The 11,857-nt window shown below is 75.0% G+C and carries 12 protein-coding genes; 6 read left to right on the plus strand and 6 right to left on the minus strand.

Features of this window, described 5'->3' with window-relative positions:
- Positions 1–27: 27 nt before the first annotated feature.
- Positions 28–1,674, plus strand: a complete 1,647-nt coding sequence (locus tag DQ239_RS00980) for a bifunctional 3'-5' exonuclease/DNA polymerase (RefSeq protein ID WP_113832399.1) — start codon at positions 28–30, stop codon at positions 1,672–1,674.
- A 70-nt stretch (positions 1,675–1,744) separates the two neighbouring features.
- Complete coding sequence (locus DQ239_RS00985; protein ID WP_113832400.1) at positions 1,745–2,566, plus strand: TSUP family transporter; 822 nt, start codon at positions 1,745–1,747, stop codon at positions 2,564–2,566.
- A gap of 7 nt (positions 2,567–2,573) precedes the next feature.
- Here the strand turns inward: DQ239_RS00985 and DQ239_RS00990 are convergent, their stop codons facing one another.
- From DQ239_RS00990 to DQ239_RS01005, 5 genes are all read right to left on the minus strand, one after another.
- A complete protein-coding gene (locus tag DQ239_RS00990) occupies positions 2,574–3,140 on the minus strand; it encodes a hemerythrin domain-containing protein (RefSeq protein ID WP_113832401.1) in 567 nt (188 codons plus the stop codon).
- 80 nt (positions 3,141–3,220) lie between these two features.
- Positions 3,221–3,370, minus strand: a complete 150-nt coding sequence (locus tag DQ239_RS20230) for a hypothetical protein (RefSeq protein WP_158544751.1) — start codon at positions 3,368–3,370, stop codon at positions 3,221–3,223.
- Positions 3,371–3,388: 18 nt separating this feature from the next.
- Positions 3,389–5,197 (minus strand): helicase-related protein, encoded by a 1,809-nt coding sequence (locus tag DQ239_RS00995; protein ID WP_233488604.1) that lies wholly within the window; start codon positions 5,195–5,197, stop codon positions 3,389–3,391.
- Positions 5,198–5,398: 201 nt separating this feature from the next.
- Positions 5,399–6,073 (minus strand): M23 family metallopeptidase, encoded by a 675-nt coding sequence (locus tag DQ239_RS01000; RefSeq protein ID WP_113832402.1) that lies wholly within the window; start codon positions 6,071–6,073, stop codon positions 5,399–5,401.
- A gap of 29 nt (positions 6,074–6,102) precedes the next feature.
- Positions 6,103–7,152 (minus strand): zinc-binding dehydrogenase, encoded by a 1,050-nt coding sequence (locus DQ239_RS01005; RefSeq protein ID WP_113832403.1) that lies wholly within the window; start codon positions 7,150–7,152, stop codon positions 6,103–6,105.
- 127 nt (positions 7,153–7,279) lie between these two features.
- On the opposite strand from DQ239_RS01005, the gene DQ239_RS01010 reads away from it, so the two are divergent.
- Together DQ239_RS01010 and DQ239_RS01015 are read left to right on the plus strand one after the other, a co-directional pair.
- Positions 7,280–8,107 carry an acyl-CoA thioesterase domain-containing protein gene (locus tag DQ239_RS01010; RefSeq protein ID WP_233488606.1) on the plus strand — a complete coding sequence of 276 codons (828 nt, stop codon included), beginning with the start codon at positions 7,280–7,282 and terminating at the stop codon, positions 8,105–8,107.
- 21 nt (positions 8,108–8,128) lie between these two features.
- A complete protein-coding gene (locus DQ239_RS01015) occupies positions 8,129–8,857 on the plus strand; it encodes a dienelactone hydrolase family protein (protein WP_113832404.1) in 729 nt (242 codons plus the stop codon).
- On the opposite strand, the gene DQ239_RS01020 is transcribed toward DQ239_RS01015, so the two are convergent.
- On the minus strand, positions 8,854–9,867 hold the full coding sequence (locus DQ239_RS01020) for a YihY/virulence factor BrkB family protein (RefSeq protein WP_113832405.1): 1,014 nt from the start codon (positions 9,865–9,867) through the stop codon (positions 8,854–8,856). The two genes, DQ239_RS01015 and DQ239_RS01020, sit on opposite strands and share 4 nt — an antisense overlap.
- Positions 9,868–10,008: 141 nt before the next feature.
- On the opposite strand from DQ239_RS01020, the gene DQ239_RS01025 reads away from it, so the two are divergent.
- Entirely contained in the window at positions 10,009–11,040 is a 1,032-nt protein-coding gene (locus DQ239_RS01025) for an LLM class flavin-dependent oxidoreductase (protein ID WP_113832406.1), read from the plus strand.
- Positions 11,037–11,846 carry an alpha/beta hydrolase gene (locus DQ239_RS01030; RefSeq protein WP_113832407.1) on the plus strand — a complete coding sequence of 270 codons (810 nt, stop codon included), beginning with the start codon at positions 11,037–11,039 and terminating at the stop codon, positions 11,844–11,846. Before DQ239_RS01025 ends, DQ239_RS01030 begins: the two co-directional genes overlap by 4 nt.
- Positions 11,847–11,857: the final 11 nt, after the last annotated feature.

The following is an 11,857-nucleotide window of genomic DNA, read 5'->3' on the forward strand; positions in this document are numbered from 1 at the left end:
GTCGCACCCGTCGGCGAGACTGCGGGGGTGAACCGGATCGTCCTCGAGCGTCGCGGCGAGGACGTCGAGGTGCACGAGCCGGCCGGCACGGTCGTGCTCCCGGCCGCCGACCTGCCCGGGCTCGTCGCCGGGCGGGAGGCCGGGCCGGACCCGGTGCGCTGGGTGTGGGACGACACCACCCGCTGGTACCCGGCGCTGCTGGCCTCCGGGGTGCGCGTGGCCCGCTGCACCGACCTGCGGCTGGCGCACGCGATCCTGCGGCGGTCGCCGTCGGTCGACCGGGGCCTGCTCGCGGCGGCGACCACCCCCGGCTGGGACGCGCTGCAGCCGGTGACCGTCGTCGACCCGGGGCTGTTCCCGCTGGAGGACCCCGCCGACCGCCTCGACCCGCTCGCCGAGCACGACCGCCAGCAGGCGGCGCTGGTGGCCTCGCCGGAGCGGGGACGGCTGGCGCTGCTGCTGGCCGCGGAGTCCTCCGGCGCGCTGGTGGCCGCCGAGATGACCGCCACCGGGCTGCCGTGGCGGGCCGACGTCCACGACCGGCTGCTCGCCGACCTGCTCGGCCCGCGCCCTCCGGCGGGGCAGCGGCCAGCGGTGCTGGAGCGGCTGGCCGGCGAGCTGCGGACGGCGCTGGGTGCACCGGGCCTCAACCCCGACTCGCCCGCCGACCTGCTGCGCGCGCTCCGGGGCGCCGGTCTGCCGGTGCCGGACACCCGGTCGTGGACCCTGGAGCAGCTCGACCACCCGGCGATGCCGCCGCTGCTGGAGTACCGCAAGCTCGCCCGGCTCCTCACGGCCAACGGCTGGGCGTGGCTGGACGCCTGGGTGCGCGAGGGCCGGTTCCGGTCGTACTTCGTGCCCGGCGGTGTGGTCACCGGCCGGTGGGCGTCCAACGGCGGGGGAGCGCTCTCGATGCCCACCCAGGTGCGCCCCGCCGCCATCGCCGACGACGGGTGGCGGTTCGTCGTCGCCGACGTCGCCCAGCTCGAACCGCGGGTGCTGGCCGGGATGAGCCGCGACACGGCCATGGCGGCAGCCGCGCGGGGCGCCGACCTCTACCAGGGCATCGTGGCCGCGGGCGTGGTCGCCACCCGGGCCGAGGCCAAGGTCGGGATGCTCGGAGCGCTGTACGGCGCGACCCGGGGCGAGAGCGGGCGGATGATGCCGCGGCTGACCGAGCGCTACCCGCGCGCCATCGGGCGGGTCGAGGAGGCCGCGCGGGCGGGGGAGCGCGGGGAGGTCGTGCGCACGCTGCTGGGCCGCGGGTCACCGGTTCCGGCCGCAGGGTGGTCGGACGGCCCAGGCGACCTCGGCGAGGCCCCGGACGACGAGGACGGCGGCGCGCGCCAGGACCGCGACCGGCGGCGGCGGTCGTGGGGCCGGTTCACCCGCAACTTCGTCGTCCAGGGGACCGCGGCGGAGTGGGCGCTGTGCTGGCTGGCCGACCTGCGCAACCGGCTGTGGGAGCTGGGGGGCGGCGAGCTGCACGAGCGCCCGCACCTGGTGTTCTTCCTGCACGACGAGGTGGTCGTGCACACCCCGGAGCACCTGGCCGACGAGGTCGGCGAGGCGGTGCGGCAGGCAGCGGCGGCGGCGGGCCGGCTGTTGTTCGGGGACTTCCCGATCGACTTCCCGCTGGACGTCGCCGTCGTCCGCTCCTGGGCCGACGCGTGAGGGCGCCGGGCGCCGTGGTGGAGTGGTCGGCGTCCCGGCCGGGCGGGGACGGCCGGCCGAGGGGAGTGGGATGACCGACCTGCTGGCGGTGGACCTCCTGCCGGACGGCCTGGGCGTCGCGACGCTGCTGCTCGTCCTGCTGGCGGGGCTGACCGCGGGATTCGTCGACGCCGTCGTCGGCGGTGGTGGGCTGGTCCAGCTGCCCGCGCTGCTGCTGGTCCCCGGCATCAGCCCGGTCGAGGCGCTGGCCACGAACAAGGTGGGCTCGGTGTTCGGGACGACGACCAGCGCCGTCACCTACTACCGCCGCGTGCGCCCCGACCTGCGCACGGCGCTGCCGATGGCGGCGGTCGCGCTGGTCGGGAGCTTCTGCGGCGCCTCGGTGGCCTCGCTGCTGCCGGCGAGCGTGTTCAAGCCGGTCATCGTCGTGGCGCTGATCGGCATCGGCGCGTTCACGCTGCTGCGGCCGGCGCTGGGCGACGTCACCGCGCTCCGGTACGCCGGCCGGCGCCACCACGGGACGGCGGCGGCGATCGGAGCGGCCATCGGCTTCTACGACGGCATCCTCGGGCCGGGCACCGGCTCGTTCCTCGTGTTCGCCATGGTGTCGCTGCTCGGCTACGCGTTCCTCGAGGCCAGCGCCAAGGCGAAGATCGTCAACTGCGCGACCAACCTGGGGGCGCTGCTGTTCTTCGTGCCGAACGGCTACGTCTACTGGGGCCTGGGCCTGCTGCTGGGCGCGGCCAACACGGTCGGCGGCTACCTGGGCGCCCGGACCGCGACGGCCCGCGGCAGCCGCTTCATCCGCGTCGCGTTCCTCGTGGTGGTGGGTGCCCTGGTGCTGCGGGTCGGCTGGGACGTCTGGCAGGAGAACATCCGGCCGTCCGGCTGAGCCGGGCTCAGAGGGAGTTGGGGCGCCCGGTCAGCTTGTCGCGGATCCGGTCGACGAGCCCGACGCCGGGACCGAGCGTCTTGTGGAAGAGCGCGCTGTGCGGCGCGCTGGGGTGCGGCCGGGTCGGCGCCGCCTTCTTCGCCGCCTCGACCTTGGTGCCGATCTCGACCAGCTGCTCGCGGGAGAGGTGGGCCCGCAGCAGCGGGAACTGGTCGCTCTCCTCGTCCTGCACGTGGTCGCGCAGCACCTCCTCGAGCCGGCCGAGCGTCTGGAGGAACGACGCGTCGTCCGCGTCGAGGCGCTCCAGCTGCTTCATGATCTCGGTGAGCTGCTGGTGCTCCTCGACGTCGTGCTCGACGCGGCCCTCGCCGCCGGGGAGGTGCTCTTTCATCGCCGGGTAGACGTACATCTCCTCGGCGATCGCGTGCCGCATGAGCTCGGCGATGATCGTGTCGGCCATGTCCCGGCGCTGGTCGGGTGCCGCGGCGGGGATTTGGCCCAGCAGCGTCAGCACCTCGTGGTGGTCGGTGGTGAGGATGTCGACGACGTCCTGGTCGCCGGTGCTCGTGGTCATCCCGCATCCCTCCTCGGACTGCCGGGGCCGGTCGACCCCGGCGGAGGCGGGGTACCCGGACGCCGGTGGCAGGACACCCGCTACGGCGTCGTGGCGGCGCCCCCGATGACCACGTTCCACGCGCGGATCGTCCAGGACGTGACGTACTCCAGGCGCACGTGCCTGCCGCCGTCGTGCCCCGGCGTCACCTGGTGCGCGGATGTGTCGTTCGCGGCGCGGAGACGGTGCATCCGCGCACCAGGTCGGGGTCAGCCCCGGCGGGACCGCCCGCGCGGTCCGCCCTGCCGGCCGCCCAGGGCGCGGCCCGCGGCCCGGCCGGCGGTGCGGTGCCCCCCGCCCGGACGGCGACCGCGATCACCACCGGGACGACCGGCGGGGGCGCTGCACGGGCGGCAGGTGGTGAACCACGGTGCGATCGCGCTGCCGCAGCTCGTGCACTTCCCCGAGCGGCCCAGGGCGATGGCGTCGGGGAGCAGCTCGGTGATCATCTCGGCGCACTCCTCCTCGACCCAGGCGGCGTCGTCGCCGTCCAGGCCGGCCACGCCGGGGAACTGGCGCAGCAGGGTCTGCGCGTCGCGGGCCGCGGCGGCCGCCTGCTCGTACTCCTCGACCGTGCCGCCGCGGGGGACGTCGGGCAGCACCGTCTCCGGGGGCACGGGCAGGCCGACGGCGTGCTGGAGCGCCGCCTTCGCGAGCACCAGCCAGCGGGTGCGCCGCGGCGGGTTGTAGTCGATGGCCAGGTTGACCAGCCGCCAGACGGTCTGCAGGTCACCGGCCGCACCGAGCGGGCCGCGCAGCAGGGGGAGCAGCGCGTGCACCCGCAGCACCAGGCTGGTGACGTCGTCGGCGGTCATCGCCTCGTCGCGGGTGGCGGCCCGCGCCCAGGCCATCCAGCGGACGAGCGCCTCGGGCAGGTCGACGGCCTCGAACGCGCCGAGGTCCTCGAGCTCGGGCCGCAGCCGGGGCGCACGCTTGGGCAGGTCGCTCATCTCGGCGCCCCGGGCGACCGCGGCGCCGTTGGCGACCAGCGCGCCCACCGGCTTGAGCCCGCTCACGCCGATGAGGATGCCGACGGCGCCGTGCCCGGTGAGCCCGTAGCGGCCGGCCCGGCCGGCGATCTGGGCGGCCTCCCAGGTGCGCAGCGGGCGCACCTCCTGCCCGTCGAACTTCGTCGTCTCGGCGAACAGCACGGTGGTGGCCGGCACGTTGATGCCGTGGCCGATCACGTCGGTGGTGACCAGCACGTCGAGCTCGCCGCTGGTGAACCGCTCGATGACCTCGCGCCGGGTGGCCGGGGGGAGGGCGCCGTACAGGACGCCGACCTTGCCGGGCCGGTGCTGGTCGAGCTCGGCGGCGACGGCGTAGACGGCCTTGCGGGAGAACGCGACGACCAGCGTCTGCGGGCGGACCCCGTCGGGCCGGACCGGGCCACGCAGCACGTCCAGCCGCGACAGCCGCTTGTGGTTGACGACCTCGACGTGCTCGGCGTCGGACACCAGCGGCTTGAGCACCAGGTAGGCCTCGGCGGCCGAGATGAGGTGCATCGTGCGGTACTCGCCGGTGAGCAGCAGCCGCGCCCAGTGGTGGCCGCGGTCGGGGTCGGTCACCCAGTGCGCCTCGTCGAGGACGAGCATCTCGCCGCGCGGCGGGGCCTTCTCGACGGTGCAGCACACGATCGGCGCGAAGGGGTCGATCTCCTCCTCGCCGGTCGACAGGCCGACGGTGCCCTCGGGCAGCAGGGCGGAGAGCTTCTCGTAGGCCTCGTGCGCCAGCTGGCGCAGGGGCGCGGCGTACACACCGGAGCCGGCGGCGGCCAGCGCCTGCAGCGACTCGTAGGTCTTGCCGGAGTTGGTGGGACCGAGGTGGAAGACCAGGTCCTCGGGCCGGGTGGTGCGGGTCGGCAGCGCGGGCTCGGCGCCCTCGACCCAGCTCTGCTGCGCCAGCTTCTCGGCGCGGGCGGCGGCGCGGTCGGCCTCGCGGGCCGCGGTCTGGCGGCCGGCGGAGCGCTCGCGGCGGCGGGCCGTCCGCGGCAGGGGCGTGGGGTGGGTCTCGGGCAAGCAGTGTCCTTCGGCAGGGCTCGTCTGGAGCGCGGGGTCGACGCCGTCGTGGGCGGACCGTTGCCCTGAGCAACAGCCGAACCGGCGCGTTCATGCCCGGGGCCCCGGTGTTCCGGGCCGCGCGGACGGCGCCATTCTCCACCGCACGCGCCTCCGACCTGCGGCTGCACCGCCGAGTCGGGCTCGCCGGCGCGGCGAGGCTCACACCGGCTCGACGACCTGGGACTCCCCGGGGATACCACGCGCGACCGCGACCGGCGCGCCCCTCGACCGCAGAATCCGGTACGAGCGGAACTCCACCGGCAAGGCCGACGCGCGTGCGGCGTCGGGGCCGTCCATCGCCTGCAGGTGCACGTGCGGCTGGGTGGAGTTGCCCGAGTTGCCGCACGTCCCGAGCGGCTCGCCCTCCGCCACAGGCCGGCCCGGGCTCACCCGCACCGAGCCCTGCCGCAGGTGGGCGAGCAGCACGAACGCCCCGCCGTCGGCGAGTTCGAGGACGACGTGGTTGCCGGCGATGGCCGCCGGCCCGCCCCGGATCCGGGCCGCCTGGGTGAGCGCGTAGGGGAGCAGCGCCACCTGGGACCGCCTTGCCTCGTGGTCGGGCTCGCCGTCCAGCACCGCGACGACGGTGCCCGCGCCCGGCGCGAGGACCGGCTGCCCGAACCCGACGAACCGCTCGGGCGGCTCGGTGTCCAGCACCGTCCGCCAGTCGCGGACGGTCGCGGTGCGCCGTCCCCGGACCGGGACGAAGTCGATCGCATAGGTGGTGGCGAACAGCCGGGTGCCGTGGCTGGGCAGCCGCCGTGCGGGACTGTTGCGCACGAGCCACGTGCCGCGGAACGGCAGGGCGAGCGACACGACTCCATCAGAGGACATGCGGCTCTCCTGCCGTTCCGCGGATCGTCTCAGGGCTGGACGAGGATCCGGATCGGGTTGCCGTCGCGCTCGTGCAGGCGGCGGATGCCCTCGCCGACGTCCTCCAGGGAGACCACCCCGCTGATCGAGCGGGAGAGGTCCAGCCGGCCGCTGGCGACCAGCTCGGCGAGGATCGCGATGTCGGTGCCCTCGTAGCCCAGGTGCCCGAGGGCCTGCTTGCGCGACAGGCCGAAGCCGAGGGTCGACCCCAGCGAGGCCTCGTCCCCGCTCAGCCCGACGACGACCACGCGGCCGCCGTTGGCCAGCATCGCCAGCCCCTGCTCGAAGGTGGACTTCACGCCGACGGCGTCGAAGGCGACGTTGAGCATCCGGCCCTTGGTCGCCTCGGCGATCTTCGCCTGGAGGTCGGGGTCGCGGGAGTCGAACGCGACGTCCGCCCCGATCTCCAGCGCGCGCTCGCGGACGCTCTCCTCGAGGTCGAGGGCGATGATCGGGTTGGCCCCGACCAGCCGGGCCAGCTGCACGATGTGCGTGCCGACGCCGCCCACGCCCCAGACGCCGACCGCCTCGCCGATCCGCACCTGACCGGTGTGCACGACGGCGCCGAACGGCGTGGAGACCGCATCGGCGAGGATCGCGGCCTGGTCCATCGGCACCCCGTCGGGCACCTGGGTGAGGCCGAAGGCCCCGGCGACCGTGTACTCGGCCCACGCGCCGTCGTAGGCGAACGCCATCAGCTGGATGTTCAGGCACTGCCCGACCGGGCCGCGCAGGCAGTTCGCGCACGTGCCGCAGGGGCGGCCGGCGGCGGGGATGACCCGGTCGCCGACCGACCAGCCGGTGACCCCCTCGCCGAGGGCGGCGATCGTGCCGGAAGCCTCGTGCCCCTGGGTGATGACGTCGGGGGTGCCCATCCCGCCGAACACGCCGTCGATGAGGCTGAGGTCGGAGTGGCAGATGCCGCAGTAGGCGACCTTGATCAGCACCTGGCCCGGGCCCGGCTCGGGGATGGGCACGTCCTCGATCGCCCACTGGCCCGTGGCCTTGTAGAAGCGCTGGGCACGCATCGTTCCTGTCATGGAGCACTGCCTCCTGTGCCGGCGGACCCGCCGCCTGGTTCGGTCACGTCCCCCGAGCCGGTGACGTGGGTCGCACTCCGGCGACCGTATCGTCGCGGGACGATCCGACACCGACCAGGGAGAACACGTGCACAGCGAGCCCGGGGGCGCACCGACCGAGTCCGAGCCGACGGTGCTCGACGTCCTCGCCCTCGAGGAGCTCGACCGCGACCTCTACCGCAGCACGCTGGTCTTCGCCGACCCGTTCCCGCTGTACGGCGGGCAGGTGGCCGCGCAGGCGCTGCTCGCGGCCGGGCTCACCGTCGAGCCGGGCCGGCTGCCGCACTCGCTGCACGGCTACTTCCTGCGCAGCGGGGACGCCGCCCGGCCGACGATCTTCCGCGTCGAGCGGGACCGCGACGGCGGGTCGTTCTCCGCCCGCCGGGTCGTCGCGGTGCAGGGCGGCGAGGTCATCTTCAGCATGGCCGCCTCCTTCCACGCCGGCGGCGTCGGACCGGACGTCCCGGTGCGGCAGATGCCGGACACGGAGGGACCCGAGGGGCTCCGCAGCCATGGCATGCCGCGGCTGTTCAGCATGGAGAGCCGCCGTCCCGGGCAGGCCGATCCCGGGTGGCGGCTGCCGAGGCGGTTCTGGGCGCGGACGACGGTGCCGCTGCCCGACGACCGCCTGGTGCACGCGTGCGTGCTCACCTACCTGTCCGACATCGGCACGGGGCTCGCGGACATGCCGCAGGACGAGGCGAGCCCCGGGCCGACGCTGGACCACGCCGTCTGGTTCCACCGGCACGCGCCGTTGGACGAGTGGGTGCTCATGGACATGGAGCCGGGCACGGTCTCGGGTGGACGCGGCTGGTACACCGGTGCGATCTTCACCGCGGGCGGCATCCTCGCCGCCAGCTTCACGCAGGAGACGCTGTTCCGGGCCGGCAAGAACCCGTTCCGCCCGGGCAGCTGACCGACCGCCCCAGGAGGTCCCGTGCCCGACATTTCGATCCCCGGCGCCGAGAGCGCACCAGAGCTCCGGGCCTACCTCGCGGTGCCGCCCACGGGGGAGGGCCCCTGGCCGGCCGTCGTGGTGATCCACGAGGTGTTCGGCCTGACCGACGACACCAGGCAGCAGGCCGACCGGCTGGCCGCCGCGGGCTACCTGGCGGTGGCGCCGGACCTGTACAGCGCCGGCGGGGCGCTCCGGTGCCTGAAGTCGACGTTCGGCGCGCTGAACAGCGGGACGGGCGCGGCCTTCGGGGACCTGGAGGCGACCCGCCGGTGGCTGGCCGACCGCCCGGACAGCACCGGGCGGGTCGGCGTCCTCGGGTTCTGCATGGGGGGCGGATTCGCGCTGCTCGCCGCCACCCGGGGCTTCGACGTGTCAGCGCCGAACTACGGCCAGCTGCCGAAGAACGCCGAGGAGGTGCTGCGCGGCGCCTGTCCGGTGGTGGCCAGCTACGGACGCAGGGACGTGGCGCTGCGCGGCTCCGCGGATCGGCTGGAGGGTGTGCTCACCGAGCTCGGCGTGCCGCACGACGTCAAGGAGTACCCCGACGCGGGGCACTCGTTCCTGAACCGGCACAACGCCGGGCCGTTCAGGGTGCTCGAGCGGGTGGCCGGCTTCAACTACCACCAGCCCTCGGCCGAGGACGCGTGGGCGCGCATCCTGCGGTTCTTCGCCGAGCACCTGCGCGCGGAGCGGCCGGCCCAGGCCTAACCGGCGGAGGGGCGCGGCGGCACGCTGTCGGCGACGACGGCGCCGCGCTCCCCGGCGGGCCGGTCGGGGCCCACGGTGGAGTCACGCGCGGTCTGCCGCTCGCTCTCGGCGTTCACCGTGGCGCCGGCGATGACCAGCAGGACGCTGAGCCACAGCCAGAACATGCTGATGGCCACGCCGCCCAGGGAGCCGTACGTCGTCTCGTAGGAGCCGAGGCTCTGCACGTAGGCGAAGAGCCCGACGGAGGCGGCCAGCCACAGCACGACGGCGACCACCGCCCCGACGCTGATCCACCGCCAGCGGGCGCGCTTCCGGTCCGGCGCGAACCGGTAGAGGACGGCGACGACGACGGCGAGGACCACCGCCAGCGACAGCCAGAGCAGCGCCGGCGCCAGGGGCCGCAGCGGATCGGGCAGCCGGTCCAGGTGCCGGGAGAGCGCACCGGTGCCGGCGATCACCGCGCCGAGGACCAGCGCGCCGCCCAGCACGAAGACGACGGCCAGGCGGGTGCGGCGGAACAGGCTGCGGGTCTCGGTCTCGGAGTAGGCCAGGGTCAGCGCGTCGATCAGGTAGGTGGCCGCGGTCGTGGCGGTGACCAGGGCGGCGACCAGCCCGGTGAGCCCGCGCCAGGTGAGCACCTCCGCGGACGCGGTCGTGATCGTGGTGAGCTGCTCGGCCACCAGCGGTTCCAGCTCCGGGGGCAGCACCTCGGCGACCGACGAGAGCTGGTCGAGCGCCTGGTCGGGGGTGTTGACCGCCCCGTACACCGACAGCGCCGTCACCAGCAGCGGGGCGATCGAGAGGATCGCGAAGAAGGAGACGGCCGCGGCCAGCGCCATGAGGCGGTCGTCCAGGACGTGCCGCCCGGCCCGGCCGAGCACCTCGAGCCAGCCACGCGGCGGGATCCGGTGCGGCGCGTGCGCGTCATGCCCGTGCCAGGGGCGGCGCAGGCGGCTGCGCCCGCGTTCCGAGACCTCCGGCCCGACCGGGCCCGGCACCGTTCCCGCCATGGCGCAGAGTTTCCTCCTGGGGGTGCCGGCGGGCAGGTGGCGGGCCGGGACGGCCGCGACCGGCGGGTGCCGGGTCCGCCTGCTTGACTGGGCCGGTCAGCGCCGCGCCCGGCGTCGGCTCAGCTCCCGGGAGGACGGTCCATGCACCTCGGCGTCGACAGCTTCGTCTCGGCGGTGACCGACCCCGGCACGGGGCACCTGGTCGGGCCCGAGGAGCGCATGGAGCACCTGCTCGAGGAGATCGAGCTCGCCGACCGGGTGGGGCTGTACTCCTTCGGCATCGGCGAGCACCACCGCCCGGAGTACTACGACTCGGCACCCCCGGTGATCCTGGCGGCCGCCGCGGCGCGGACGAGCCGCATCCGCCTGGGCAGCGCCGTCGCGGTGCTCAGCGCCGCGGACCCGGTGCGGGTGTTCCAGCAGTTCGCCACCCTCGACCTGATCTCCAAGGGCCGGATCGACCTGGTCGTGGGCCGCGGCTCGTTCACCGAGGCGTTCCCGCTGTTCGGGCTGAGCCTGTCCGACTACGACGAGCTGTTCGCCGAGAAGCTCGACCTGCTGCTGCGGATCCGGGAGTCCGAGCACGTCACCTGGTCCGGGCGGCACCGTCCGCCGCTGAACGGGCAGGGCGTGTACCCGCGCCCGCTGCAGGACCCGCTGCCGATCTGGGTGGGTGTCGGCGGCACCCCGGAGTCCTTCGTGCGGGCCGGCCTGCTCGGCCTGCCGCTCATGGTGGCGATCATCGGCGGCGAGCCCCGCCAGTTCGGCCCGCTCATCGACCTCTACCGCCGCGCCGGGGCCCAGGCCGGGCACGCGCCCGAGGCGCTGCAGGTGGGGCTGCACGTGTTTGGGTTCGTCGCGGACAGCACGCAGGCCGCGGCCGACACCATCTACCCCGGCTGGCACGAGATGTTCGAGAAGGTGTCGCGCGAGCGCGGGTTCTCCCCGCCGAGCCGCGCGCAGTTCGATGCGACCAGTGGACCGAACGGAGCGTTCTTCATGGGTGACCCCGATACGGTGGCGGAGAAGCTGGTCCGGATCTCCGGTCAGCTCGGCGGCGTTGACCGCATCTCGCTGCAGATGACCAACCCCCGGCTCGCGCACGCCGACCTGCTGCGCGGCATCGAGCTGCTCGGCACCGAGGTCGCTCCGCGCGTGGCGGCGTCGGCATGACCGCCGCGCGGGAGTGGACGCTCGACGGGCACGCCGGCCGGCTGGCCGGCCGCACGTGGGGCGGCGACTCGCCGACCCACGTCGTGCTGCTGGCGCACGGGTACGGCGAGCACTGCGGCCGGTACGAGCACGTCGCGGCCGCGCTGGTGGACGCCGGGGCCGTGGTGCACGCGGTCGACCACGTCGGCCACGGGAAGAGCGACGGCGACCGGGTGGTCGTGGCCGACTTCGAGCGGGTGGTCGACGATCTGCACCTGGCCGATGAGCAGGCCCGCGCGCAGCACCCCGGCCTCCCGGTGGTGCTCGTCGGCCACTCGATGGGCGGGCTGATCGCGGCCCGCTACGCCCAGCGGTACGGCGACTCGCTGGCCGCCGTCGTGCTGTCGGGCCCGCTCGTCGGACCGTGGGAGGCCGGCCCCCAGCTCCTGGCGCTCCCCGAGATCCCCGACGTGCCGCTCGACATCACGACCCTCTCGCGGGATCCCGCGGTCGGCCGGGACTACGCCGACGACCCGCTGGTGTGGCACGGCCCGTTCAAGCGGCCCACGATCGAGGCGATCGTCCGCGGGACCGACGCCGTGCAGGAGGGCCCGTCGCTGGGCGCACTGCCGCTGATGTGGGCGCACGGCGAGGCCGACCGGCTGGTGCCGATGGACCGCAGCCGCCTCGGTGTCGAGCACCTGCGCGGGGAGACCTTCGTCGAGAAGATCTACCCCGGCGCGCAGCACGAGATCTTCAACGAGACCAACCGCGACGAGGTCCTCGCCGACGTGGTCGCGTTCATCGGGGACGCCCTGCGGCGGTGAGCGGCCCGGCG

The sequence above is a fragment of the Blastococcus sp. TF02-09 genome (genome assembly GCF_003319105.1).
Taxonomy (GTDB): domain Bacteria; phylum Actinomycetota; class Actinomycetes; order Mycobacteriales; family Geodermatophilaceae; genus Blastococcus.